The following is a 22,981-nucleotide window of genomic DNA, read 5'->3' as shown; positions in this document are numbered from 1 at the left end:
ATTTTCTTGCAAACAGTGTCCTTCCACGGTATACTGAATAGTGCGTTATTATATATAAAGTACAGGGGTGAAACGATGCTGGCAGCACGACTGGGCGCATGGCTGCGCAAAACCGGGGAACGGTGGGCCAAGGCCGCCTTCTCGGAAAAACTGGCTGTTGCGCTGGCATTGGCGGCGGTTATCTATACGGTCGTCACCGGCGCGGCAGAGCTGCGCTACCAGGCCCGTGCCCGGGAGGCGCTGGCCCAGGTCAAGGCGGCTCGGCTGGCGGCAGGGGCCGTATCGGCCCAGTATTACGCCACAGGCCGCCCCTATGCCGACCAGACCAGCCCTGACGGCTTTGCCGACGGTGTGGCCGATGCCATTGAGACACTGGGCGCACTGCCCGGTACCGTGACGCTTTTGCAGATCGGCGGCAACGGCTACGCGGTGGAAAAACTGCTCTACTGCGAAAACGGTATGTACGCCATCTACGACGCCGCCGAGGGCTACCGCGTGTTCCGCGCGGAGGATCGGCTGCAATACAGCGCGGAGGTCGGCCATGCTGCTTCTTGAGTGCCTGCTGGGTCTGATCCGGTTTCTGCTGGGCGCGGCGCTGTTCAGCTTTATGAATGTTGTGGCCTGGCGGCTGCCCCGGAACATGGACCCGCTGAAAGGCCGCAGCATCTGCCCCCGGTGCGGCCGCACGCTGGACGCGCCGGATCTGGTCCCGGTGTTCAGCTGGCTGTTCCTGCGCGGGCGGTGCCGCCACTGCGGCGCACATATTCCAGCGCGGTATCTGCTGGTGGAAGTTTTGGGCGGCGTGCTGGCGCTGGGGTGTACCCGGCAGTACGGCGCGGCCCTTGGTCTGCCCGACGGACTGTTCGGCATGAGCTGGGCGGCGCTGCTGGCGCTGGCGGTCTGCGGCATTCTTTTAAGCATTGCGCTCATCGATGCCGAGACGCAGACCATCCCCGATCGGCTGAATTTCGCGCTGGCGATCTGCGGCGTGGCAGGCACGGCGCTCTCCCCCGCCGGGTGGCGGGGGCATATCATCGGTGCAGTCTGCGTCAGCGTGCCGATGTTTTTGCTCTGCCTTGCCATTGACGGTGCGTTCGGCGGCGGCGATATCAAACTGATGGCAGCCGCCGGGCTGTTTTTGGGCTGGCAAAATACCCTGCTGGCGATGTTTTTCGGCATCCTGGGCGGCGGCGTGTACGGTATGTACCTGCTGGCCGCCAAAAAAGCCGATAAAAAAGACCATTTCGCCTTCGGCCCGTTTCTCTGCGCCGGCATCGTGCTTGCCATGCTGTTTGGTGAGCCGGTGCTGGGGTGGTATTGTCAATTTTTGTAATGCAGCGCAGGGGCAGGGCGTCGAGGACGCCGCCCCCTGCCACTCTATCCTTCGGAGGTTTCTCCCCTATGCCACGTTTCCGCTATACTGCCGCCAATGCCCAGGGCAAGACCGTCCGCGGCGTGACCGACGCCCCCAGCGAGGAGGCGCTGTACACCAAACTGCGCGACGACGGCCTGTACATGACCGACGCGCAGGAGACCCAGAAAAGCCACTCCGCCTTCCGCCCGCTGAAAACTGCCATGCTGGCGGATTTCTGCCGCAACCTGGGCACGCTGCTGGCCGCCGGTGTGCCGCTGGTACGCGCTATCCGTATCATGGCGGATGAGCGCAACATCGACGCCTGCCAAAAAGCCCTGTATGAGGCGATTTTGGGCGAGCTGCGCAAGGGCGTCCCGCTGTCCGACGCGATGGAGTCCTGCGCCCCGGCGTTCCCGAACCTGCTGCTGGCGATGATCCGCAGCGCCGAGGGCACCGGCAGCATCGACCACGCCTGTATGCGTATGGCGACCTACTACGAGCGCGAGCACAAGATGAACCAGCAGGTAGGCAACAGCCTGATGTACCCCATCATTTTGGGCGTGCTTATCGTGGCAGTTATTGCGATTTTGATGACATTTGTGCTGCCGCAGTTCAAGCCGATGTTTGACCAGATGGAGACGCTGCCGTTTTTGACCCAGCTGCTGTTTGACATCAGAGACTTTGTGGGTGCGAACTGGCCGGTGCTTATCGTGGTCGTGCTGCTGCTGATTTTGGGCGGCCGCATTTTGCTGGCCCAGCCGAAGGTCCGCCGCCAGTGGGACCGCTTTATCCTGCACGCGCCGGTCGTGGGTGTGCTGAACCGCAAGATCTGCACGGCCCGTTTTGCCAGCACTTTGTCGAATCTTTACGGCAGCGGCGTCCCCATCATTACAACGTTGGGCGCGGCGCGGGACGCCATCGGCAACCGCTGGATTGAGAGCCAGTTCGGCGACGCGCTGGACAGCATCCGTGCGGGCCACAGCTTGTCCCAGGCGATTGCAGGCATTGACGGCTTTGAGACAAAGCTCTCGTCGTCCATCGCCGTCGGCGAAGAGACCGGCAGGCTGGACAGCCTGCTGGCGACCATCAGTGAGACGCTGGACTATGAGGCCGAAATGGCAACCAAGCGCCTGGTCACGCTGCTGGAGCCTGTGATGATCGTGATCATGGGCATTGTGGTCGGCGGCGTTGTGGCGGCCGTTATCGTGCCTATCTACCAGTCCTACGGCACCATCGGCGGCTCGTCCGGGGCGATTTAAACTAATTTTTTCGGAGGTCTACATGGCAACACTTACCTCTTTGTATCTTTGCAGCCGCACGGTGTATGCGGCGGTGGGCAGTCCTACGGCGGGCGGCGCGCGCATTACCGCCGCCGCGCAGATGCAGCTGCCCGAGGGCTGCCTGATCAACGGCGTTATCACCAACGAGGCTGACCTGGCCGACGCGCTGAAGGCGTTTTTCGCCCAGAACAAACTGCCTGCAAGCCGCGTGGCGCTGATTGCGGGCGGCAGCCAGTTTATGCACCGCATCCTGTCGCTGCCCGCCATGAGCGAAAAAAAGCGAATGGCCGTGCTTTCCCACGAGCTTTCCACCGGCGGTGCCGAGACAAAAGCCCCGCTGGATGATTATATGCTGCTCTCCCGCGATGCCAAGACCCGCACCGATATCGTGCTGGCCGCCCGCGTGGAGCAGAGCGTCATTGCCGGGTACGATGCCCTTGCCAAGGCGGCGGGCTTCAAGCTGACCTGCATTGATCTGGGGCTGGCCGCACCCATCAAAGCCGTGCGCACGATTCCCGATTTGCAGCAAAAGACCTTTGTTCTGCTGCAATTTGACGATGATACGATCTCTGCGACCCTGTTTGTGCGGGGGCAATACAGCTACTCCACCCGCAGCCGCCTGTTCAACCCGTGCGGCTCGGCCGAATCCGGCACCGAGATTGCCCAGAAGCTCTCGGGTATTCTGCAGTTCCACATCGCCAACAAGAGCGAGCACCAGATCGGCACGGTCTACTTTGCCGGTTCCACAGCGGAGGACTTTGCCGTCTGCCGCCCCGGGTGTGAGGCCCTGGGCCTGGCGGTGGAGATTTTCCCGGATTCGCCCGCTGTCAAGCTGCCAAGCGGCACCCACCTGGCCGACGTGCTGTACGCCGCCGGCAATCTCATCGCCCGCTGATACCTTATATAAATAGCCTTGGGGATTTATCGATTATGGCAATGAAACAAAACAACTTTTATCTGCGCTGGCAAAAAGCTGCCGGTGCCGCCAAGACGGAAAGCCGCAGCAAGGATCTGCGCGCCGTTGTGCCCGGCATCGCCGTGGTGGCGGTCTGCATGGCGGGCTGGGGCGTGATGGTACTGCACACCTCGATGCTGAAAAGCCGGCGGCAGAATATTCTGAACTGGTGCGCCGACAACTCCGCCACCTACCTTTCCTCGACCCTGGACGCTGAGGAGGCCGCGGAGTTCCGCAGCCTGACGGACTACGCCACTGGCATGACCAACCTGCTGAACAGCTACCCCGACGTGACCAGCACGCTGCTCCACCGCATCGAGGCGGCGGGCGGCGCGTCCATCTCCATCCAGTTCACCAGCTACAATGCTTCCACCGGCGAGCTGCTGTTCAACGCCAATTCCAGCCAGGTCATTGACATCCCGACCTACATCCGCTCCCTGCAAAACTGCGGGGTCTTTTCCACCGTGAGCTACACCGGCTACACCGCCGATGACAACGGCTATTCCATCGACCTGCGCTGCATTCTGGCAGCACCGCAGTAAGGAGGGGCGCGCCATGGAAATTGCACCGATGACAAAGCGCGACAAAATTTTACTGTATGTCGTGTCGATGTTCGCCTTTATCGTGCTGTTTGTGCGGTTTTTGCTGATCCCTGGCATCGAGAACCACCAGCAGGCCGCTGCTGATTTGACCGAGGCGCAGGATGCCCAGATCGCCATGCAGGATACCATCATGAAGGCCGGGTTCAACGCCAACACCAAAAACACCAACTGGGGCGAACTGCAATCCGCCAATGCCCTGTATTACAGCATCCTGACCAGCGACGAGCTGGACACGCTGGTGACAGGCCTGGAACTGAACCACAGCTTGCAGCCGACCTCCTTGAACATCGGCCAGCCCGCCACCCAGAATTTGAGCTGGTACATTGCCAGCGAGAGCGCGGGCCAGGGCGCCGCGCCGAGTGCCGGCACCACCGCCGCTGTGACGGCGGACGATGTGGGCACCACCGCCGAGGGCAACGCCATTTTGCAGCAGTTCCTGGCGGCGGACCTCATCCCTGACTATGACCAGCCCGGCTACTTTAAGACGGCAGCCGTGACCTTCAGCTGCACCGGCAGCGATACGGATTTCATCGCCATGCTGGACGATCTGGCCGCAGGGTATCCTTCGGTCCAGCTGCAGACCTTTACCATTTCCACCCGTAGCTACGCCAATCCCGACGGCACGTCGGAGGAAGGCTCTGTGTATACCGTTTCCCTGAATGTGATTCTCTGCGACAAAGGAGGGGTGCAGCCGTGAAGAACATCCGACTGGGCGATCTGCTGATCGAGCTGGGCTACATCACGCCCGATCAGCTGACCGCCGCCCTGGCCTACCAGAAGGAGCACCGCGACCTGCGCGTCGGCCAGGCCCTGCAGGAACTGGGCTATGTCAACGAGCGCCAGGTGCTGGAGGCCCTTGCCAAGCGTTTGCAGATTCAGCTCATCGACATTGAGCACACGACCGTCGATGTGACCGCCGTGGAAAAGGTCCCGCAGGAGTTGGCGCAAAAGTACGATATGCTCCCCATTGCGCAGAGCGCCCGCACCCTGACCGTGGCCGCCAACGACCCGCTGAACTACTACGCCATCGAGGATATCCGCCAGCTGACCGGCATGGAGCCGGAAATTGTGCTGGCCGAGCTGGAGCCCCTGCGCCGCGCCATCCGCTACTATTACGCCGAGGTCCGCGCCCGCAAGGCCGCCCGCACCGCCAATGACAGCGACATGGCCGCCGCCCAAACCGAGGATTTCGCCATCGATATGACCGCCGAGGGCGGCGATTTGGACGCCCCCATCATCCGCCTTCTGAACAGCCTGGTCCAGCGCGCCGTCACGACGACCGCATCGGATATCCACATTGAGCCGTTTGAGGGCGAAACAAAGGTTCGTATGCGCATCGACGGCGTCATCATCGATTATGTGACGTTACAGCGCGCGTTGCATCAGCCGCTCATCGCGCGTATCAAGATCATGTCGAATCTTGACATTGCCGAGCACCGCATCCCGCAGGACGGCCACTTCCGCGCACGTCTCGAGACCGGCCCCGACGTCAACGTCCGTGTCTCGATTTTGCCGACGGTCTTTGGCGAAAAGGCTGTGCTGCGTATTTTGTCGTCGAACACCTACATTAAAAACGCCGACCACTTCGGCATGAACGACGCGACCTACAAGCGGTTCCAGCCTCTGCTCAACCGCCCCAACGGCATCGTCTACCTGACCGGACCGACAGGCTCCGGCAAAACGACGACGCTGTACATGGTCTTGCAGGCCATCGCCGAACGGCAGGTCAATATCTCGACGATTGAGGACCCCGTGGAACGCAACCTGGCCCGTATCAACCAGACGCAGGTCAACAACATTGCGGGCCTGACCTTTGAGAGCGGTCTGCGCGCCCTGCTGCGCCAGGACCCCGACGTTATCATGGTGGGCGAGACCCGCGATGCCGAGACGGCGTCCATCTCGGTCCGCGCGGCTATCACGGGCCACATGGTGTTCTCGACCCTGCACACAAATGACGCACTATCGTCCATTGTCCGTCTGGAGGATATGGGCGTGGAGCGCTACATGATAGCGAACTCCGTCGCGGGCCTCGTCGCCCAGCGTCTGATGCGCCGCGTCTGCCCGCACTGCGCCAGGCAGATGCCCGTCACCGAGGAAGAACGCGCCTACCTGGGACCTGCTATCCCGTTTGTGCGGCGCGGCACCGGCTGTACCCAGTGCAACGGCACGGGCTACCGCGGCCGTGTAGCGATCCACGAGCTGGTCATCATCAACCGTGAGCTGCGGGAGATGATATCCGCCGGGGCCACGCAGGAGGAACTGACCGCCGCCGCCCGCCGCAACCAGGGCATGACGAGCCTGCGCGAAGCCGCCCTGCAGCTGGTGCGTGAGGGCGAGACCACCCCGGAAGAATTGCTGAAAATTACGTTCTATGAGGAATAAATGATGCAAATCCACGAGCTCACCGCGCTGGCGCGGCAGATGAAGGCCAGCGATATCCATATTTCCGAGGGGCTTCCCCTGATGTTTCGCATTGATGGCCGCCTGGTCAACGCGCCGGTGCAGATGAGCGCCGACGAGACCCGCTCGCTGATTCTGGGCCTGATGGATGAGGCCCACCGCGAGGCTGTCATCACCGAGCGCATCGACGCGGACTTTGCCCTCGTCGCGCCCGACGGCACCCGCAGCCGTGTGAACGTGTTCTACCAGCAGAACAAGGCCGCCGCGACCCTGCGTCTTTTGAACAACAGCATCCCGACACTGGCCGAGCTTTCGATGCCTCCGGTGCTGACGAAACTGGCCGACGAGCCGCGCGGGTTGATCCTCGTCACAGGCCCCACCGGCAGCGGCAAATCCACGACGCTGGCCGCCATGATCGACCACATCAACGAGACGCGCAGCGACCACATCATCACGATCGAGAACCCCATCGAGTATGTCTATCAGGGCAAGCAGGCGCTCATCCACCAGCGCGAAGTCGGGCAGGATGTGTCCAGCTTTGCCGCCGCCCTGCGCAGCGCTCTGCGTGAGGACCCGGACGTCATTCTGGTCGGCGAGATGCGCGACTATGAGACGATCTCCGCCGCCGTTACCGCCGCCGAGACCGGCCACCTGGTCATGAGCACACTGCACACCATCGGCGCGGCGCAGACCATCGACCGTATCATCGACGTCTGCCCGGCCGGGGCACAGAACCAGATTCGCGGTCAGCTGGCCGCCGTGCTGCGGGGCGTTATCACCCAGCAGCTGCTGCCGCTGGCAAGCGGCCAGGGCCGTTGCGCCGCCACGGAAATTCTTGTGGGCACCGACGCCGTGGCGAACCTGATCCGCGAGGGCAAGTGCTACCAGATCCCGAGCGTTTTGCAATCCGGCGCGGCGCTGGGTATGCACAGCCTGAACGCTGACCTGGCCCGCCTGGTCAGCCTGGGCCGCATCACCCGCGAAACCGCCGAGCGCTGCGCGACAGACAAGAGCGATCTGCGGAATTATTTGTAATAGCAACCGAAAAAAGGGTATCTGCCGATTCGACAGATACCCCTTTTTGTTTTATTTCTCCACTTTCCCCTTCCCTTCCGCCAAGATCTTTACCAGGCAGCCTGGCACCGGGGCGCCCATGGCGGCGGCGTTCTCGGCAATGGAGCCTAGCTCGGTAAAAATATACCACACCAGCACTACCGGCAGCACAACGCCGTCAAAGGGCAGTTCCAGCCCCGGCAGGTTAGCGGCGGCCATGCCCAGCACCGCATCGGTCAACGCGCTGACCAGCACGACCACCAGCATTCCGGCCTTGTGCCAGATGCCCGCCCGCGCCGCTGCGCTGGACCACTGCCCCCGGCTGGCCGCAGCGGCACTGCCGCTGAGCCAATCCAGCGCCATGCAGGCCGCCCACGCTGCGATGAGCCACCCCAGCCAGCCGAAGGCCGCCGTAAACGCCCCGCAGGCGGCGCAGACCGCCGCCCTGCCCCACAAAAACACATTGCGTTCTTCCACTCCTTGCTCCTTTCCGGGCGTTACGCCCACTTGCTTGTGTACAGCCCCGCCGCCGTCAGACCCCGGGCGTCGCACAGGGCTTTCACCGCGTCGGCGTCACCCTGGCTGACGGGGCCGATCGTGATGGTTTGCAGCTTTGCCGCCGCGCCGTAGATTCCCACCGCGTTCTCACACCCGGCGTAGGCCGTGGGGTCCAGCCCGGTGCCGCCCGCTGTGGCCCGCACCTCCAGATGGCAGTGCTTGTAGCCGCCTGCCGCGTTGCCGGTATTGCCCATCACGGCCAGCGCGTCGCCGCTGGTGACCGTTTGGCCCGCCTGCACCAGCAGTTTTTCACAGTGGGCAAAGTACAAAAAGTTCACGGCGTCGGGCGTCTGGGCGCTGTCCAGCTGCACGCAGACATACCAGCCCCACTCCCAGGTTTTGTCGCGGCGGTCGGTCACAATGCGCGCCCGCACCACGCGGCCGGTGATGCGCTTACCCTTATAATAGGGCATCCGCACGGTGGTGTCGTCCAGCCCCACCAGGTCCAGCCCGCCGTGCCAGACTTTGCCGCCGCCCCGGGTCCAGCCGTAGCGGCCATAGGGGTACACCACCTGGGCGCGGCCCGCAAAAATACCGGTCTGCCTCACGCCTTCGCCTCCAAAGCGGCAATGCGCTTTTCCAGGGCGCGGCGGGTGGCGCGGGGATCCTCATACCCGGTCACGGTCAGGGTGCCCCCGCCCTGCACGGTACACAGGCCGTCGGCATCCGGTACGGCGCACAGCGGTTCGGCGGTGCGTTTTGTCACCGTCGGCGTTTCGGTGGCGGGCGTCAGCTTGTACACAAACGTCACCGGCGTGCCCGCGTCGGCCTGGGCTTTCAGGTATTCTTTGAACAGCGCCAGCGTCTTGAAGCCGTGGCGCAGGATGATCCGCGTTTTGCCAGGCTCGGCGGTTGTGTTGGTGCTGACCGTGTACAGCCCCGCGTCCGAGGACAGCGTGCCCGCCAGCGGGCTGTAATGGCTGCACAGGATGTCCCCCAGGCTGCCGATGGTGCCGGGCACGGTGATATCCGCCGTGTCCCGCGGGTTCGTCCAGGAGATCCAGTTCTCGCTGCCGTCCACGGTCAATTTTACTGCGCGGTGCGTCTCGGTCACGCTGCCGTCTGCCGCCAGCGCCACCATGTCCCCGGTGTACAGCGGTCCGGTCAGCGGGATTTCCACTTCCCGCGTCTCGCCGCCTGCGGCGGTCAGGGTCAGGCTGCCGTTCTCCCCCACGCCGCCCAACGCGCGGATGTTCCCGGGGGCGGCGGTGCCCCCGCCCGCCTGGGTCGTCGCGCCCGCCGCCGCCACGGTCAGGGCACGCCCTGCCAGTGGGCTGCAAACGACCGTCCCGCCGCTGGCGATGAACGGCGCGCAGACAGCCTCGGCCCAGTCGCCGCCCGGGCCGCTTTGGCCGCCAAACAGCAGCGCGGCCTGTATCGCTTTCAAATCCATGTTACACACTCCTTTTTCGGGCTTTATTGGCCCACAAACCGGCCGGACTCGTCGGCCACGTAGAACTTATGCGCTGCCGCCGGGTCCACCACATACAAAACCGACATCGGTGCAAAGGTGTGGGCGTCGTTCATACCGTCCACGTCCTTGCCGCTGGCGGGCAGTGCTGCCGGGGCCTTGTCGGCCACCAGCAGCACCTCATAGGCGGTGCCGGTTTTCCAGGTTTCTTCGATCAGTTTCATGCGTCTTCTCCTTTCCGCAGGGTGTAGATTACTTTCATCGTCTTATCGGCGGTTTTCTCCACCGCCTTGGGCAGGTCGTTGATGGTGGCCAGGTAGTTGGCCCGCAGCACCCGTTCCGTGCGGATGCGGTTGTCGCTCAAATAGCGGCGCAGCGGTACGGCAGGCTCCCCCAGCACCGGCACGGTGGTCGAGAACCCCGAACTGGCCGTGTCATACCCCGCCGCCTCGCAGGAGAACAGCTCGTTCTTCTCGGTGTTCAGCACGACGCCGCGGGTGCGGTAGTAACAGTAGAGCCGCCCGTCGTGGGCGTCGCACAGCGGCTGCATATAATCGCTGTGCATCGTGACGGCCTGCACGTCGGTGGGATCGCTAAGCGGGAAGCGGTAGATCTGGTAGGTCGCCGGATCCGTCATGTACAGGCTGCCGCCGTAGACCGTACCGTTCAGCGGCGTGGCCCGGCTCTCGCTGACCAGGCCGCGCAGCGTGCCGCCGGTGTTGTTGGGCACGGTATAGTCCTTGGCGGCCAGCGTCTTTCGGTCGTACTCCCGCACTTTGATACTGGCCCCCACCGCAATGCTGCTGCCCGCCGGGATGGAGACAAGATACAGCTTGTCGGCCTCGGCGTCAAAGCAAAGACGGCAGTACCGCCCGGCGTTGGCCGAAACATCCTGCAAAAAGTCGGTGATATCCAGCGTCTCGGTGCGCAGCAGGCTGTCCCAGGTGCCCGCCGTATCGCGGCGGAAGAGGTCCAGGGTATGCAGCCCCAGGCAGTGGTGGCGCAGTTCCAGCGCAGCGTTCTCCACATCCACCCGGCCCGCCACGGCCTCATCTGCCGCCGGGTCCACGTAGAGCAGCACCCCCTTCTCGTTCGTGGGATAGCAATCGGTCGCCAGCAGCCCGGTCAGCAGCTGGTCGCCGCCCAGTGCCCCGCCGAAGGCCAGCCGATCAATGTTCGTCGGGCTGGCGTCGGGGGCCTCCGTCATCTCGGAGTAGAGCGCTCCCATCGGGTGGGTCAGGCAGACCGAGCGGATGATGCCGTTGGCCTGGTTCGTGGCAAACTCATAGACGTAGCTCACCACGCCGCCCGCCGGGTCGATGTTCGTCTCGGTCAGGTTGGCACTGCCGCGGGTCGTGTTTTTGGTGGTGTTGACGACATTGCACCGCGCCGTGCCCACCACGCCTGCAGCCGCCGGGGCAAACAGGGTGCCCGGCTCGGCCCCCAGCGCGGTATCGTACAAAAGCAGCCCGCCGTAAAACATCGAGATCAAATCCTTCGGTGCGCCGGTGTAGCCGGTATCGCCGCGCCACAGCAGCATGGCCTTGTTCAGGCTGCCGCCGTAGCCGTTGAAAATATCGCTCACCGCGTTCGTGATGAGGTTGTCGCTCTCCACCACCTCTACTTCCCCGGTGTGCACATCCGTCAGTTCCAGGCGGGCGTGGCCGTGCAGTTTCATTCCAAAATCACCTTTCTTTCTGTCAGTTGCAGCGGCATCAGCAGCTCCTCAAATTGCAGCGTGCCGTCCCAGGGCAGCTCGCTGGCCATGCCCTGGCCGGTCACGGTGGCCTTGATGCTGTAGGGCGCAATTTTTACCGTGCCGCCGGTGCAGACCAGCCGCACCGAAAGCCGCTTGGCCGCATTGGCTTCAACACTGGCGAAGGGGTAAAACAGCGCCAGCGTGTGCGCCCCCGCCAAAAGCCGCTGCTGCGGGGTAAAGTTTTCCACCCGCACTTCATTTACATAGTACCGCACTTCCAGTGTCAGCGGGTCGCCGCCCTCCGGCTCGGCGGTCAGCAGCAGCTGGGCCAGGAACATGGCGCTCGTGTCCTCCACCGCCGCAAAGGCGATGGACACAGCCGGAGTCTCCGCTGTGCGTACGGTCAGCGCCGCCGTATTCGTAAAACTGTAATACACCAGCCGTTTGCTCTCGGCGCTGTTCTGCACTTTGCGCAGCAGCTTCTCCGTCGTACCATCGCTGTTGTTGGCCAAGTAAGGGTTGCGCCCCACGCTTTTCAGTGTCTGGCGGCCATGGTAGTGCCAGACAAAATGCGTCACCAGCATTTCGGGGGCCGTACCGTCAGCCTGGGGCAGCGCCACCCGGTCGCCCGGTTCCAGCGCCGGGTCGCCGGGCATCGTCACGGTGGCCGGGGTGTAGTCCAGCTGCCGCAGCTCGGCAAACAGGTTGTCGGTGATGCCCTGCCGCGTGTCGGGCAGGCCCTTCTCGGCCAGCGGCATATCGGCAATCGCCATCGTCAGGCCGGTGTCCTGCCCACCGCCTGCGGCGTAACTGCCGCTCTGCGTTGCCACGGTCAGCGCCGCATAGTGGCAGCGGAAGTCCGACACGCCCGCCTCGCTGCGGGCATCAGCCCCCAGCGAAACGCAGCTTGTCTTGGCAAACTGCCGGATAACGAGCCGCCCGGCGCGGTCCACCGTGCCAAAGCCGCCCAACAGCTGGGCGATGGCCGCCACGCAGTCCCGCCAGGTCGTCAGGCCGTCGGCGGCGCTCAACTGGCAGGCCAGGGCAGCGTTGGGGTTCAGCGCGGCGATTTCCTCCGCCGTCTGGCCCAGTTCCAGCCCGCAGCCGTCGGCGATCTGCGCCAGCATCTCATAGGCATTGCCCTGGATGGCCGTGCCGTCCCAGCGGCTTTGCAGCGGCAGGATGTTGTCATACGCCTTGATGCTCACATACAGCGCCCTGCGTTCGGCCTCGGCCACCGTGTAAACGCCCAGAGGGACGGCCTCCCAGCTGCCTCCGGGCAGCTGCAATTCGTACCGCAGCACAATCTTGGCACCGTAAAAGGCGTAACGGCTCAAACTCGTGCGCAGGCTGAACGCCGCCTGCCCCAGGTAGACGCAGCCGAAGGCCAGTTCCTCCCCGGTGACGCACTGGTTATCCAGCGTGAGCGATCCGCTCATGAAGTCCTGCACGCCCAGCGCCAGCACCGTGCCGTCGGTCAGGGTCAGCGTGCCGACCACCCGGTCCGTCCGCGCCCGCGCCCGGATGGCGGTTTTGTATCGTTCCGATACAGGGTACATGATGGTTCACCTCCCGTTTGGTTGCAGGGGCGGATGCTTGCATCCGCCCCTGCAAAATCAGTATTCGATCAGATTCACCGCCACCTCCCACACGGCCCGGCCCTCACGGGCGGCCTTCAGGTCGGCGGTGCGGTCGCCCGCGTACATCTTGGCGGTGCGCGTCCCGCCAAAAAAGTAGGCCACCTGCATACTGTCCGGGGCGGTGGCGTTCAGCACCCTGGCGCAGTCCGCCGTGCTCAATGCGGCCCAGCTGACGCTGATTTTCGCCACGCCGCCGCGCACCCGCTCGCGCACCAAAATTCCATCTTCGGTGCGGCCGGTGCCGCTGCTGTCCAGGTCGGAGAGCTGCACCTTGTACTCGTTGGGCGTGGGCAGCGCCACGCCGTCAATGACCAGAATATCCATGAGTTACCTCCCACCGCTGCGCAGGGCACGGCGGTTCTGGCTGTTGGCGATGACGCTGTCCAGCAGCTCCTCGCCAATATAGATGTTGATGGGCTGGCCGTCGCCGCCCTGCCACCCGGCCAGCGTTTCCGCCACGGCCTGCTTGATGGTGGACAGCGGCGCTTCGACGTTCGTGCCGCCGGTCTGGTCGCCCAGCATAGCGAGAAAGCGGCGGTTGGGCGGGATGACTGCGCCCTGCGCCAGCGCCGGGATGGGCATCGACGCAGCATACCCCAGCCCGGGCAATGCCGCCTGCGCCGTAAGCAGCTGCCCCGCACCGCTGAGCACACTGCCCGCCATCGACTTGGCGCGCCCGATGGCCGACAGCAGCCCATTGATAGCCGCCGCAATGGCGCTGACCATGCTGCGCACGACGCCCAGCACCGTGGAGACCGCCGTCTGCACGATGGAGACGATGCGTCCCCACACGGTCGAGACGGTCGCGGCCATGGCGTTCCAGGCAGCGTCCCACTCGCCCCGCAGCACAGCGGTCAAAAAGTCGGCCAGGCCGCGCAGCACCGCCAGCGCAAGGGTGATGGCATCGGCAATGATACCCGCCGCACCGGTCACGGCAATGCCCACCGCCGTGAACACCTGCACGGCCACCGGGGCCAGCGTGGCAATAAGCCACTGCACCAGCGGGGCCAGGATCGTGTTCCAGACCGTCAGCAGCAGCGCTGCCACCGCACCCAGGCAAGCGGTCAGCTCGTTCCAAAGAGGCTGCAGATGCGCCGACCAGAGCGCCGCCAGCAGGTCAAACAGCTGCAAAAATACAGGCTGCACCACGCCGCCCCACAGCGCCGAGAGGATGCTCACCACGTTCTGCCACCCCTGGGCCAGCCCCTCCAAAATCGGCTGACCGTAAACGGCCCAGGCGTTTTGCACTCCCTGCCAAAGCCCCTGCCAGACTGTGTCCAGCAGTTCCACCGCAGGCGTGACCACGGTGGAAAGCTCTGCCCAGAGCGGCTCCCAAACGCTGCTCACCGCCGCGCCAAGGCCCGCCCACACCGTCTGCCAGGCTGTGACGAACGGCGCGAAAAAACCTTGCAGGTAGGCCCAAAAATCTGCCCAGATGCCGCGCAGCTGGGTGAGTACCTGCTGCCACACGGCGGAAAACTCGGCTGCATCCGTCCCAGCCTTACCGCTGCGGCGGGTGCTGCCCGCCGCGGTGCCGGCGGTGGATTTTGCCGCTTTGGCGGCGGCTTGGGCCGCCTGTTTTTCTTTGGTGGAAGCGGCGGTCTTTTCCGCTGCCGGGGCGGACAGACGGTTGATCTCATCAAATTTGGCAAGGCTGCGGGCGGACTTCACGCCCTGCACGGCGGCTGCCTGCAAGGATGCCCGCAGCTCGTCCACTACCTGCCGCGCCTGCTGCCCGGCATCCCCCACGCTGCCCAGCGCCGCGGCCACCTTATCCAGCGCCGTCTGCAAGCTGCCGGACGGCAGCCGCAGCGTCGATAGTTCGTCAAAAATTATGTTTGTCGTTTTGTTCACTCCTTTCACCCCAACATTGCCAACAGCCGCTGCTTCTCAGCCTGCTCCTCTGCGGTGGCTGCCGGGCGCAATTCCACCATGGTGCGGTGGGTGCGGTAAAAATCCAGCTCCCAGTTTTCCAGCCGTCTGCCGCGCCGCAGCTTGTCCCGGATGGCCACCACCGTGGCAAAGCTCCCCTCGCCGATGGCGTCAAACAGCGCAAGGAAGCTCCACCAGTGCAGGTAGGGCAGCGTGCGCACATCCTGCCCCGCCGCCCGGCCAATGCCGGCCGCAATCAGCGGCGCGTCCTGCTGCCAGTCCATCAGCGCGGGGCCGGGGCGGGTTTCCTCTCTGCGGCCCGCCGCCAGGAACTCCGCTAAAAAGCGCGTTGCCTCCGGCCAAACATCCTGCGTCATGGCGTCAAATTCCGGGTAGAACAGTCCCATCGCCACGTACCACCGCTCGGCCTGATCCAGCGCCGGGTCGGCCTGGCCGCCCAGCCAGCGCAGCAATTCCAAAATGTCCCGGTAGTCGGTGCGGATGGCATATGCCCCGCCGCCCAGCGCGGCCTGCGTCGGCAGCGTCCAGGGGCCTGTCATACCGCGCCCCGGGCCGCGCGGGCGGCAGCGGCCTCACGTTCTGCAGTGTCGGCGGCGGCTTTCAGGCGGCGCTCAGCCCCCTCACGCAGAATCGGCGTCAGGGCTTCCAGCAGGTTTTGCACCACGCGCTTGCCATTGGCCCCCACGCCCGCCAGGTTCACACCGCCCAGAATCGCGTCAAAGTCGTTCTCGGGGCCAAAGATGCCGGTCAGCAGCGCCTTGATTTTGCCGTCGTACTCGTTCAGCAGGCGCAGCCCCGCCGCGGCGCAGGCCTGCTCGTCGCCCTCGACAGTCTGCAAGGCCTTCGTCAGGGCGGCATCGTAGTCGTTCAGCGTCCGGCCCGCCGCAAAAAAGCGGTGGTAGAGGTTCGGGTCAGCCGGGTTGAACCGCAGTACGCCCTGCCCATTGACGGAAAATTCCTCCACGCCGGTGTCAATGTTCAGCTTTTTCATTCATCATGCCTCCGTAAATTTCTTGCTTGCCGGGTCAAACGTACCCTTGGTCTTGACGCCGGTGTAGTGGATGTTGAAGGGGATCTGGTAGCCGGTGGTATCGCCGCCGTAGCTGACAATCTCGATGTAGCATTCCTCGCGCACGGCGGGGTAGGCCCCGGCCGTGTCCTTGCTCCAGAGCTTGACCTCGACGATGTCGGTTTTCAGGTCGTCCAGTACCAGGTCGCCGTCGATGATCCCCTGCAATTTTTCAAACAGCGGGTCGCCCTCCTCGGCGTAGTAGGGGCTGACCTCACCCTGCTTCTGGTAGCCGTCGATGACCACCGACGTCTGGCCCAGGATGTTGGACTTTTTCTCAACGTTGGCAGTCAGTTCGGGGGCGTACTCTTCCAGGTCCTGCCCCAGGCGGGTGTAGTCGGCCTCGCCCTTGCCAAAGGCGGCGTTCAGGTAGTGGGCCATGTATTTTCGTTCAATTTTCATGGGGTTTCCTCCGTATAAAGTTGTGTGTATTCGGCGCGGATGCGCAGGCTGTACACGGCGGTGCCGCCTGCGTCGGCGCGTTCCAGTTTGCCCTGCTCGGCCCGCAGGGTCTCCCGGGCCGGGTCGGCATTGCCAAAGACCGGGGCACGGCCCGCCGCACACTCGGCGGCCACCCAGGTCTGCAAAGCCAGCAGGTGGGCGGCGTTTTCGGCAGCGGTGGCACTGTCCCCGGGCGGCAGCGGCAGGCAGAGGCGCAGCGTGAACTCGGCGCGGCAGCGCTGGCTCACGGTGCCCAGCAGGTTTTCCCTCTGTTCCAGCACCGTGACGCCCTTGCACCACAGCCCCGCCGTGCCTGGCGCGGGACCTGCATCCCCCACCGCCAGCGTGATCCCGGCCAGGGCCGGTGCCCGGGCCAGAAATGCGTAGAGTTTTTGCAGCATGGTAGTCCTCCTATCTCTAAGCCTTCCCCCCTTTTGGGGAAGGTGGCCCCGCAGGCCCGGATGAGGGGCAGCCTGCCACCCGGCGTCCCTTTCCCGTGCAGCAGCGGCCGGCTCGCCCCTCATCAGCCGCCTGCGGGCGGCAGTTTCTCCCCCGAGGGAGAAGCCAAAGGTTTTTTCACCTCGTCAAGCTGTGGGCCCCGGTGCCGCTGGCGTTCCACCAGGCACCGGCCTCCACATGATGCACCCGCCCGCGCAGGCGCAGCGGCAGCACATAGGCCACAACCGCCAGCCCCGCCACAGCAGCGGGCACAAAGCCGGGCCAATCGGCCCAGGCCACGCCCGGCCCCTCGCCCAAAAGTACCCGATCGCCGGGGTCCAGCGTGTAGTCCGCGCCGTACTGCCCCGCCGCTTCGGGGATGACCAGCAGCAGCGCCGTGCCTTGCTTTGTCCCGGCAGCATCGGGCTTTTCGCGCCGGCCCTGCTGCCAGCTCACGCCCCGCAGCACCCGGCGGCAAACGGTCTGCGCCGCCGGATCCGGGTGGTAGAGCGTCACGGTCTCGCCGCAGAGCCGGTTTTTACGCATGGGGCAGCCACCGTCCGATCTCGTAGTAATAGCCTGCCTCGTGACGGTAGTGGCCCGCCCGCAGGGCCAGCGTGGCGGCGCACAGCTGGGGCGGTGCGGTGTAGGTCTCGCTCACGCTGCCCACGCTGACCTTCGCCAGGCCCCGGGCCTCGTCCTCCTGCGCGAACTCATACATCGCATCCGCGATGCTGCACACCGCCATGGCGTAGGCCGTGTCCGGCTCGATGCCCTTGCACGGGGCCATGGGGTAGATGTTCTGCATTCGGGCCAGTTCTTCCGCCGCACGGCGGGCGAACCGCGGGAAGGCAGCCTCAGGGATATCCTCGCCCAGGTATTTCTCGGTGTAATAGGTGTAATCCGGCACGCTCCCGCCCCCTTACGCCTTGAACTTTGCCAGCACCACCTTGGCCTCGTTGGAGAGCACAGCGACGTAGAATTCATCAGCCGTGATCTCGGTGGTGCGGGTCTTGGGCTTGCGCTCGGTTTCGATGTTGACTTCACGCTTGCGGTAGATGGTCAGGGCCGGAATCTCGTCATCGACCTCGGGGTCGGCCTCCAGCTTGACGATGGGGCAGGCGTAGACGCCGCCGGTGAGCGGGACCTTCTTGCTGGGCACCAGGCGGCAGCCTGCAATCATGCCGATCTCGCCGGTCAGGCTGACGCCCGGGGTGTACTTGTCGGCGCTCAAAAAGTCGGGATTCTTGCGCAGCTGAGTCACCTGCTTGGGGTGGATGAACAGCACCTTGTCGGAACAGCCCATCTCCTCCTCAAACAGATCCACGGCGTCCACAATGGCGTTGTAGCTGATGTTCTCCTTGCTGCCGTCGTAGACAAGGCTCGCGGTCTGCAAAGCGTCCATGCAGTCGCTGTCGATTTTCGCAGCGATGGCCAGCGCCAGCTGGGTATTGGCCTCGCCCACCGGGTTGCCATAGCCGGACAGCACCGCCTCGTCGGTCAGACCGATGCCCTTCATGGCCTTCTTGATGGTAGCCTTGCGGGTGGAGGTCGTCATCTTCTCGATGGCGACCTCGCCGCCCTCGGCCACGTCGGCAGCGTCGCCGATGTAGGTGTAGGCGGGCACGGTGATGGTATCGCCGGGCACGCCCGCCAACGTATCGTCAATTTTAGCAAAGGGTGCGACGCGCAGCTTCTTCGGGATGCGCGCGGACACCATATCCCCCATGACTTCCGGGTCGATCATATCGGACAGTTTGGTAATAAAATCAGACATAAAATTTTCTCCTTTTTGATAATCACATGGCAGGGGCCGGGCATGCCCGGCCCTCAACTTTTTGATAGCTGCCTCATTTTCGGTCGCATTGTAGGGGGGGTCTTGACCCCTCCGCGGCAGGGGGATGGCCCCCTACTTCTTCAATTCCTGATACACCTCCGGGTTTTCCCGCTTCAGTGCCAAGCGCTCGCGGTATCCCATCCGGTCAAACGCGGCACGGTCGGGGGCTACCGGCACACTGCCGGTGCCTGCCGCATAGGGCGCGGGGGTCTGCCTGCTCTGCTCGTCCATCTTGTCTCACCTCCCTCTTCTTTCTTCTCTCTTCTCTCACTTCGGCATAAACTTCTCCCTCACCTCCTTCAGCTCTGCCTCGCTGCCGCAGGGCAGGTCAAAATACCAGGCCAGCGCCAGCTCGGGGCGCAAAAGTCCGGCGTCCACCATCTCCCGCTGTTCGGCCCAGATGCGCGCCCGGTCATACAAAACGCCGTCGCCCCAGTCGATAGCCGGGACAACGGCGTCGGTATGAAATTCCAGCCCATACAGGGCTCCCAGCGTGCCGCACAGCACCATGGCGTCCTGCACCGCAGCGCCCCACGCGCCCTGCAAATCGCGGATGGTCAAATCGTAGTCCACCGACGTTGCGGCAATTTCGGTGGCCGTGCGCGGGTCGGCGTTGGCTTCGGTCTCGCTCAAAATACCGCGCCGCAGCCCCAGCAGACTCTCACACCCGCGCAAAAGGTCCTGCTTGCGGGCCAGGTAGCTTTGCTCCCGCAGGGCGGGGCTGTACACGGTCACGCCCACATTGGCCGGGTCGTCCGGCAGGCCGACGAACAGATCATCTCGCAGCGCGCGCCGCCCCTGGGCATCGGGCCGCAGCAGATCCTCCGACGCAAACACCCGGGACGCGCCGTTGGCGAACTCGGTGTTCAGCTGTTCCTCGCAGCGGGCCAGGGCGTGCAGCAGGCCCGCCGCCGGGGCGTAGATACTCACCGCGTCGGCGCTGCCGTCCACACAGTTCATCAGCGGGGTGCGCAGCACAGCCAGCCCCACGCCCTGCACGCCGGGCAGCATCAGCTGAGGGACCAGGTCGGCACAGGCGGGCAGTGTGGCCAGCGGCACGCAGCGGCCCAGCGCCTGACCGTTCAGCTCAAACAGCCGCGTCTCGATGGTCAGTCCCTCAGCCCCGGCCGTGCGGCGTTCCAGAAGCGCATATTGGCGGCCGTCGCAGCTGTGGCGCTCCATCGTACCCACAGCCAGAATGCGCCCGTGGGCATCCCGCGCCAGTGGCACATAGCAGTCGCGCCGGATGGGTACAAAGTCGAATGCGCCGTCCTTCGGTACAGGTTTCAGCAGGCATTCACCGCCCACCAGTGCGTACTGCATGGCGGGCTTTGCGATGGCGTTCAGTGCAGCCAGGCTGCACCGCATGGGCTGCCCGGCGTTTTCGGGCAGCCGGGTCTCGTACTCGGCAAAAACGGTGCGGCATAATTTGCCCACGATCAGCGCCGCCAGCCGGGGCGCAGCGTCCTCGCCTGCGCGGGGCGTGCCGTAGTACAAGTCCAGCCACTCCCGCAGTGCCGCCCGCATCTTCACCGATGTAACATCGCTTTTTCCAAACGCTTGTTCCAGATACGATTGCAATTCATCCTCTCCTTTCAAATCTCTTTGCCTCCCCTTCCCTGCTTCGTAGGGGTCGGGCATGTCCGGCCCTCCGCTTTCCCATAAGCGGTCGTCTGCCTTACATTTGCGGGCCGCACATAGGCGGCCCCTACATTCTCCGCGCCTTTTCACGCCCCTCTCCGCCTCCACACCCCCTCCACTGCGTACCGCACCGCGTCAATGTGGTGGTTGTTCACATCCGGGTAGCCCGCCAGCACCTCGCCGGTGTGGGGGTCGCGGTCGTACTCGTACTCGCTGAACTCCGCCGCCGTGGCCGGGCAGCGCACCGGGTCAATGACGATAGCCGCCAGCCCTTGCAGCCACTTCATGCTTTGCCGCACACTGCCGGGGCCTTTCTGGGCCGCACGGCAGGGCAGTCCGGCGGCGCGGTAGTCGGCGCAGGATTTCGGCTCGGCGGCGTCCGCCGTCAGTGTGCCGCTGTCCGGGTCGGTCAGGCCGCGCTCCACCAGCAGCTGGGCCGTCTCGCGGTTGGGCGTGCGGTTCCGCGTCAGTTCGTCAAAAATCACCAGCGTGCGCCGCGCGGCGTCATAATACACCGCATTGTAGGCCCAGGGGTCGGGGTACCAGCCCCAGTCCACGCCGTGGTACACCCGGTCGAACCGCTCGATCTCGGCATCCGTCACGGCCCGCAGCTGCAAGTTCTCAAACACCGCCGCGCCGCTGCCCACGACCTCGCCGCCGTACTCGTGGCGATAGGCCGCCGGGTTCGTACTTTGCAGGTGCTCGGCGTCGGCCCAGAACCGTGCGCCAAGCATTTCCTGCGGCAGATCGCGGTAGGTGGAGTGGTGGACCAGCTTGCCGGGGCGCTGCTCCAGCGCGTAGCGGTTGGCCCAGTTCCGGGCCATGGCAGGCGGATTGAAGCTTTTCAGCGTCAGGGTCCAGCTGCCGCCGCGCAGGACAGTCTGCTCGACGTTGCGCACTTCCTCGGGACCGTCGAACTGGTCAAGCTCCTCAAACCAACAAAGCCCGACAGCGCCAAACGGCAGCTTGAGACTTTTGAGCTTGCCAGGGTCATCCAACCCGAAGAACAAAATCTTCTGCCCGGTGGGCAGGTAGGTACACTCCATCGGACTGACCGTACAGCGGAAATACCCCGCGCAGCCCAGCTCACCGATGGCCCATACGATCTGGTTGTACACGCTGTTGCGCAGTGTGCCGCCCACTTTGCGCAGCACCACGGCGTGGCAGTCCGGGTGGCGCAGCAGCTGCCAGACCAGCTCCATCGAAAGATAGCTTGACTTGCCCGACCCGCGCCCACCCTTGGCCACGACCTCCGTCACCTCGCCGCGTCGTATCGCCTGATGCACCGGCCAGAACACCGCCGGTATCTTCTCTTTCAGCCGGATCTTCACCCCCGCGCCCCCTCTCTTTTCTTTCTTCTGTCTTTACTCATCCACAATGACCACCCCCTCATCCTTCGCGCCGTCGCCCAGACCCAGATGCTTGTACAGCATCTCCAGCGCCCGCAGCTTGTCGGCCACCTTGACCGGCAGGCCGCCCTCCTCGCCGGGGGTGGCAAAGGCGATCTCCGCCAGCTCGTCCAGGACGTGCTCTTCATTGATTTCGCACAACGGCATCCCTCCTTTTGGGTATAAAAAAACTCGCGGGAGGATTTGGTTCCTCTCACGAGTTTCGATGCTACCATGTTACCACCGTTAGTTGTGAAATGCAATGAAATTCCGCGAAACCTTTGCGAAATTTACTGAAATGTTTTCAGCTCCGCAGTTCCACCTTCTCCACACCCGCCTTGTGCAGCTGGTAGACCCGGCGCTGCACTACTCCCATCGCATTGGCAATATCGGTGTAGCTCTGGCCCATCACATAGCGGCGGCGCAGTACTTCCTGCTCGGCGGTATCGCCCAGGGCCATGATGCTGTGCATGACTTCCATCCGCGTTTCCAGGCAGCTGTCCAGCTGCTGCGCCAGCTTTTTCTGCGCCTTTTCGATGCGTTCCACCGCCCGCGGCAGCCGGTCGACGTTAGGCCCGCCGCGCCCGGGCATCCCGCTCATGCAGGTAGTCACACGCTCGGCATCACTGCGCAGGACCTCGATCTCATCCTCCAGCATATGCTGGTAGCTCAGCGCCGCCTGATACCGCCCCAACCACTTCATCTTTTCTTGGTATGTCATTGTCCGTCCTCCCTTATTTGCACGTTTCGCTTCCCTGTCAGGCTTTGTTGGTTATCTCCATCCTATATCAACAACTATCCGTTGTCAATAGCTTTCCCGCATTTTCTTTTTGGCAGTACCAAAAAAAGGACTTCCACTCCATGTTTCATTTCCCGTGCTTGACACCCTCTCCTATCCATGCTACGATGACGATACTACGAGAAAAAGGAGTGTTCCAACATGAAGTGTGCAAAAGGTATTTGGCTCCGCTGCGGTCTGCTCCCATACCGCCTCCGGGGGCAGCAGCTCGCCCTGGCCCTCCTGCTCAGGGATAAGCCGCGCACCGCCGCTCAGCTCGCGGCGGCTCTCACCGAAAAGGGCTATCCCTGCGACTCACAGATGCTGGAAAAATCGCTGGCCCGCCTGACAAAGCGTGGTATCCTCTCGATCTCCGACGGCGTCTACCGCTGCACGTCCCCTAAGCTGGACGCTGCCCCCTACACGGAAAACCAGCTGCTCGACCTCGTCGGCATGACACAGAGCACCGTAAACGGCACCGTCTTTTACACCGCCGCCCCGCCTGCAAGCGTCAGTTCCCGCGGCCCCAGCGGCTCCTGACCTT

29 protein-coding genes are annotated in these 22,981 nt (G+C 64.0%); 9 read left to right on the top strand and 20 right to left on the bottom strand.

The window, feature by feature from the left end; translation table 11 throughout:
• The first annotated feature begins 75 nt into the window (after positions 1–75).
• The 8 genes from GPK89_RS00755 to GPK89_RS00720 all read left to right on the top strand — a co-directional run bounded on the left by GPK89_RS00755 (position 76) and on the right by GPK89_RS00720 (position 7,626).
• A complete protein-coding gene (locus tag GPK89_RS00755) occupies positions 76–555 on the top strand; it encodes a hypothetical protein (protein ID WP_215690760.1) in 480 nt (159 codons plus the stop codon).
• Entirely contained in the window at positions 542–1,333 is a 792-nt protein-coding gene (locus GPK89_RS00750) for a prepilin peptidase (protein ID WP_215690759.1), read from the top strand. Before GPK89_RS00755 ends, GPK89_RS00750 begins: the two co-directional genes overlap by 14 nt.
• Before the next feature lie 68 nt (positions 1,334–1,401).
• On the top strand, positions 1,402–2,613 hold the full coding sequence (locus GPK89_RS00745) for a type II secretion system F family protein (protein ID WP_215690757.1): 1,212 nt from the start codon (positions 1,402–1,404) through the stop codon (positions 2,611–2,613).
• Positions 2,614–2,635: 22 nt separating this feature from the next.
• On the top strand, positions 2,636–3,529 hold the full coding sequence (pilM, locus tag GPK89_RS00740; RefSeq protein ID WP_215690754.1) for a type IV pilus biogenesis protein PilM: 894 nt from the start codon (positions 2,636–2,638) through the stop codon (positions 3,527–3,529).
• A 35-nt stretch (positions 3,530–3,564) separates the two neighbouring features.
• Complete coding sequence (locus tag GPK89_RS00735; protein WP_215690751.1) at positions 3,565–4,131, top strand: hypothetical protein; 567 nt, start codon at positions 3,565–3,567, stop codon at positions 4,129–4,131.
• A 13-nt stretch (positions 4,132–4,144) separates the two neighbouring features.
• Positions 4,145–4,888, top strand: coding sequence for a hypothetical protein (locus GPK89_RS00730; protein WP_215690748.1), 744 nt, complete (start codon positions 4,145–4,147; stop codon positions 4,886–4,888).
• Positions 4,885–6,573, top strand: coding sequence for a GspE/PulE family protein (locus tag GPK89_RS00725; RefSeq protein ID WP_215690745.1), 1,689 nt, complete (start codon positions 4,885–4,887; stop codon positions 6,571–6,573). The genes GPK89_RS00730 and GPK89_RS00725 overlap by 4 nt, the downstream gene beginning before the upstream one ends.
• On the top strand, positions 6,574–7,626 hold the full coding sequence (locus GPK89_RS00720; protein WP_337556625.1) for a type IV pilus twitching motility protein PilT: 1,053 nt from the start codon (positions 6,574–6,576) through the stop codon (positions 7,624–7,626).
• Between the two features lie 51 nt (positions 7,627–7,677).
• Here GPK89_RS00720 and GPK89_RS00715 read toward each other — a convergent pair whose 3' ends face one another.
• The 20 genes from GPK89_RS00715 to GPK89_RS00620 form a co-directional block, all read right to left on the bottom strand.
• A complete protein-coding gene (locus GPK89_RS00715; protein ID WP_215690741.1) occupies positions 7,678–8,121 on the bottom strand; it encodes a phage holin family protein in 444 nt (147 codons plus the stop codon).
• 20 nt (positions 8,122–8,141) lie between these two features.
• Entirely contained in the window at positions 8,142–8,750 is a 609-nt protein-coding gene (locus GPK89_RS00710) for a M23 family metallopeptidase (protein WP_215690740.1), read from the bottom strand.
• On the bottom strand, positions 8,747–9,595 hold the full coding sequence (locus GPK89_RS00705) for a hypothetical protein (protein ID WP_215690737.1): 849 nt from the start codon (positions 9,593–9,595) through the stop codon (positions 8,747–8,749). Before GPK89_RS00705 ends, GPK89_RS00710 begins: the two co-directional genes overlap by 4 nt.
• A 23-nt stretch (positions 9,596–9,618) precedes the next feature.
• Positions 9,619–9,837 (bottom strand): hypothetical protein, encoded by a 219-nt coding sequence (locus tag GPK89_RS00700; protein WP_215690734.1) that lies wholly within the window; start codon positions 9,835–9,837, stop codon positions 9,619–9,621.
• Positions 9,834–11,291, bottom strand: coding sequence for a hypothetical protein (locus tag GPK89_RS00695; protein ID WP_215690732.1), 1,458 nt, complete (start codon positions 11,289–11,291; stop codon positions 9,834–9,836). The genes GPK89_RS00700 and GPK89_RS00695 overlap by 4 nt, the downstream gene beginning before the upstream one ends.
• Positions 11,288–12,871 carry a hypothetical protein gene (locus GPK89_RS00690; RefSeq protein WP_215690731.1) on the bottom strand — a complete coding sequence of 528 codons (1,584 nt, stop codon included), beginning with the start codon at positions 12,869–12,871 and terminating at the stop codon, positions 11,288–11,290. The genes GPK89_RS00695 and GPK89_RS00690 overlap by 4 nt, the downstream gene beginning before the upstream one ends.
• 57 nt (positions 12,872–12,928) lie before the next feature.
• Positions 12,929–13,276 (bottom strand): DUF6711 family protein, encoded by a 348-nt coding sequence (locus GPK89_RS00685; protein WP_215690730.1) that lies wholly within the window; start codon positions 13,274–13,276, stop codon positions 12,929–12,931.
• Between the two features lie 3 nt (positions 13,277–13,279).
• Positions 13,280–14,806: a hypothetical protein gene (locus GPK89_RS00680; RefSeq protein WP_215690729.1), complete on the bottom strand. Its 1,527-nt coding sequence runs from the start codon at positions 14,804–14,806 to the stop codon at positions 13,280–13,282.
• Positions 14,807–14,811: 5 nt separating this feature from the next.
• Entirely contained in the window at positions 14,812–15,384 is a 573-nt protein-coding gene (locus GPK89_RS00675) for a Gp15 family bacteriophage protein (RefSeq protein ID WP_215690727.1), read from the bottom strand.
• The gene (locus GPK89_RS00670; protein WP_215690726.1) at positions 15,381–15,836 is read right to left on the bottom strand and encodes a V-type proton ATPase subunit E; all 456 of its coding nucleotides are present in this window, start codon (positions 15,834–15,836) and stop codon (positions 15,381–15,383) included. Before GPK89_RS00670 ends, GPK89_RS00675 begins: the two co-directional genes overlap by 4 nt.
• A gap of 3 nt (positions 15,837–15,839) precedes the next feature.
• On the bottom strand, positions 15,840–16,316 hold the full coding sequence (locus GPK89_RS00665; protein ID WP_215690723.1) for a hypothetical protein: 477 nt from the start codon (positions 16,314–16,316) through the stop codon (positions 15,840–15,842).
• On the bottom strand, positions 16,313–16,756 hold the full coding sequence (locus tag GPK89_RS00660) for a hypothetical protein (RefSeq protein WP_215690721.1): 444 nt from the start codon (positions 16,754–16,756) through the stop codon (positions 16,313–16,315). The genes GPK89_RS00665 and GPK89_RS00660 overlap by 4 nt, the downstream gene beginning before the upstream one ends.
• Positions 16,757–16,931: 175 nt before the next feature.
• A complete protein-coding gene (locus GPK89_RS00655; protein ID WP_215690718.1) occupies positions 16,932–17,339 on the bottom strand; it encodes a hypothetical protein in 408 nt (135 codons plus the stop codon).
• The gene (locus GPK89_RS00650; RefSeq protein WP_215690715.1) at positions 17,332–17,703 is read right to left on the bottom strand and encodes a hypothetical protein; all 372 of its coding nucleotides are present in this window, start codon (positions 17,701–17,703) and stop codon (positions 17,332–17,334) included. Before GPK89_RS00650 ends, GPK89_RS00655 begins: the two co-directional genes overlap by 8 nt.
• A 12-nt stretch (positions 17,704–17,715) precedes the next feature.
• Positions 17,716–18,570: a N4-gp56 family major capsid protein gene (locus GPK89_RS00645; protein WP_215690712.1), complete on the bottom strand. Its 855-nt coding sequence runs from the start codon at positions 18,568–18,570 to the stop codon at positions 17,716–17,718.
• A gap of 132 nt (positions 18,571–18,702) precedes the next feature.
• The gene (locus GPK89_RS00640) at positions 18,703–18,861 is read right to left on the bottom strand and encodes a hypothetical protein (protein WP_215690708.1); all 159 of its coding nucleotides are present in this window, start codon (positions 18,859–18,861) and stop codon (positions 18,703–18,705) included.
• Between the two features lie 36 nt (positions 18,862–18,897).
• Positions 18,898–20,271, bottom strand: a complete 1,374-nt coding sequence (locus tag GPK89_RS00635) for a hypothetical protein (RefSeq protein WP_215690705.1) — start codon at positions 20,269–20,271, stop codon at positions 18,898–18,900.
• 86 nt (positions 20,272–20,357) lie between these two features.
• Complete coding sequence (locus GPK89_RS00630; RefSeq protein WP_215690701.1) at positions 20,358–21,602, bottom strand: PBSX family phage terminase large subunit; 1,245 nt, start codon at positions 21,600–21,602, stop codon at positions 20,358–20,360.
• A gap of 33 nt (positions 21,603–21,635) precedes the next feature.
• The gene (locus GPK89_RS00625) at positions 21,636–21,821 is read right to left on the bottom strand and encodes a terminase small subunit (RefSeq protein WP_215690698.1); all 186 of its coding nucleotides are present in this window, start codon (positions 21,819–21,821) and stop codon (positions 21,636–21,638) included.
• A 142-nt stretch (positions 21,822–21,963) separates the two neighbouring features.
• Positions 21,964–22,380, bottom strand: a complete 417-nt coding sequence (locus tag GPK89_RS00620; RefSeq protein ID WP_215690696.1) for a sigma factor-like helix-turn-helix DNA-binding protein — start codon at positions 22,378–22,380, stop codon at positions 21,964–21,966.
• A 219-nt stretch (positions 22,381–22,599) separates the two neighbouring features.
• Here GPK89_RS00620 and GPK89_RS00615 point away from each other — a divergent pair, with 219 nt between their 5' ends.
• Positions 22,600–22,977, top strand: a complete 378-nt coding sequence (locus GPK89_RS00615; protein ID WP_215690693.1) for a hypothetical protein — start codon at positions 22,600–22,602, stop codon at positions 22,975–22,977.
• The last annotated feature ends 4 nt before the right edge of the window (positions 22,978–22,981 follow it).

This window comes from Gemmiger formicilis, from assembly GCF_018784445.1.
Lineage (GTDB): Bacteria > Bacillota > Clostridia > Oscillospirales > Ruminococcaceae > Gemmiger.
This window is presented reverse-complemented; position numbering and strand designations above follow the sequence as displayed.

Coding starts and splice junctions, on each gene's coding strand:
- GPK89_RS00635 (WP_215690705.1), bottom strand. CDS start 20,271: ATGCCCGACCCCTACGAAGCAGGGAAGGGGAGGCAAAGAGATTTGAAA.
- GPK89_RS00645 (WP_215690712.1), bottom strand. CDS start 18,570: ATGTCTGATTTTATTACCAAACTGTCCGATATGATCGACCCGGAAGTC.
- GPK89_RS00735 (WP_215690751.1), top strand. CDS start 3,565: ATGGCAATGAAACAAAACAACTTTTATCTGCGCTGGCAAAAAGCTGCC.
- GPK89_RS00690 (WP_215690731.1), bottom strand. CDS start 12,871: ATGTACCCTGTATCGGAACGATACAAAACCGCCATCCGGGCGCGGGCG.
- GPK89_RS00615 (WP_215690693.1), top strand. CDS start 22,600: ATGAAGTGTGCAAAAGGTATTTGGCTCCGCTGCGGTCTGCTCCCATAC.
- GPK89_RS00700 (WP_215690734.1), bottom strand. CDS start 9,837: ATGAAACTGATCGAAGAAACCTGGAAAACCGGCACCGCCTATGAGGTG.
- GPK89_RS00720 (WP_337556625.1), top strand. CDS start 6,574: ATGATGCAAATCCACGAGCTCACCGCGCTGGCGCGGCAGATGAAGGCC.
- GPK89_RS00660 (WP_215690721.1), bottom strand. CDS start 16,756: ATGCTGCAAAAACTCTACGCATTTCTGGCCCGGGCACCGGCCCTGGCC.
- GPK89_RS00705 (WP_215690737.1), bottom strand. CDS start 9,595: ATGGATTTGAAAGCGATACAGGCCGCGCTGCTGTTTGGCGGCCAAAGC.
- GPK89_RS00675 (WP_215690727.1), bottom strand. CDS start 15,384: ATGACAGGCCCCTGGACGCTGCCGACGCAGGCCGCGCTGGGCGGCGGG.
- GPK89_RS00640 (WP_215690708.1), bottom strand. CDS start 18,861: ATGGACGAGCAGAGCAGGCAGACCCCCGCGCCCTATGCGGCAGGCACC.
- GPK89_RS00655 (WP_215690718.1), bottom strand. CDS start 17,339: ATGCGTAAAAACCGGCTCTGCGGCGAGACCGTGACGCTCTACCACCCG.
- GPK89_RS00755 (WP_215690760.1), top strand. CDS start 76: ATGCTGGCAGCACGACTGGGCGCATGGCTGCGCAAAACCGGGGAACGG.
- GPK89_RS00745 (WP_215690757.1), top strand. CDS start 1,402: ATGCCACGTTTCCGCTATACTGCCGCCAATGCCCAGGGCAAGACCGTC.
- GPK89_RS00685 (WP_215690730.1), bottom strand. CDS start 13,276: ATGGATATTCTGGTCATTGACGGCGTGGCGCTGCCCACGCCCAACGAG.
- GPK89_RS00620 (WP_215690696.1), bottom strand. CDS start 22,380: ATGACATACCAAGAAAAGATGAAGTGGTTGGGGCGGTATCAGGCGGCG.
- GPK89_RS00665 (WP_215690723.1), bottom strand. CDS start 16,316: ATGAAAATTGAACGAAAATACATGGCCCACTACCTGAACGCCGCCTTT.
- GPK89_RS00695 (WP_215690732.1), bottom strand. CDS start 11,291: ATGAAACTGCACGGCCACGCCCGCCTGGAACTGACGGATGTGCACACC.
- GPK89_RS00670 (WP_215690726.1), bottom strand. CDS start 15,836: ATGAAAAAGCTGAACATTGACACCGGCGTGGAGGAATTTTCCGTCAAT.
- pilM (WP_215690754.1), top strand. CDS start 2,636: ATGGCAACACTTACCTCTTTGTATCTTTGCAGCCGCACGGTGTATGCG.
- GPK89_RS00750 (WP_215690759.1), top strand. CDS start 542: ATGCTGCTTCTTGAGTGCCTGCTGGGTCTGATCCGGTTTCTGCTGGGC.
- GPK89_RS00730 (WP_215690748.1), top strand. CDS start 4,145: ATGGAAATTGCACCGATGACAAAGCGCGACAAAATTTTACTGTATGTC.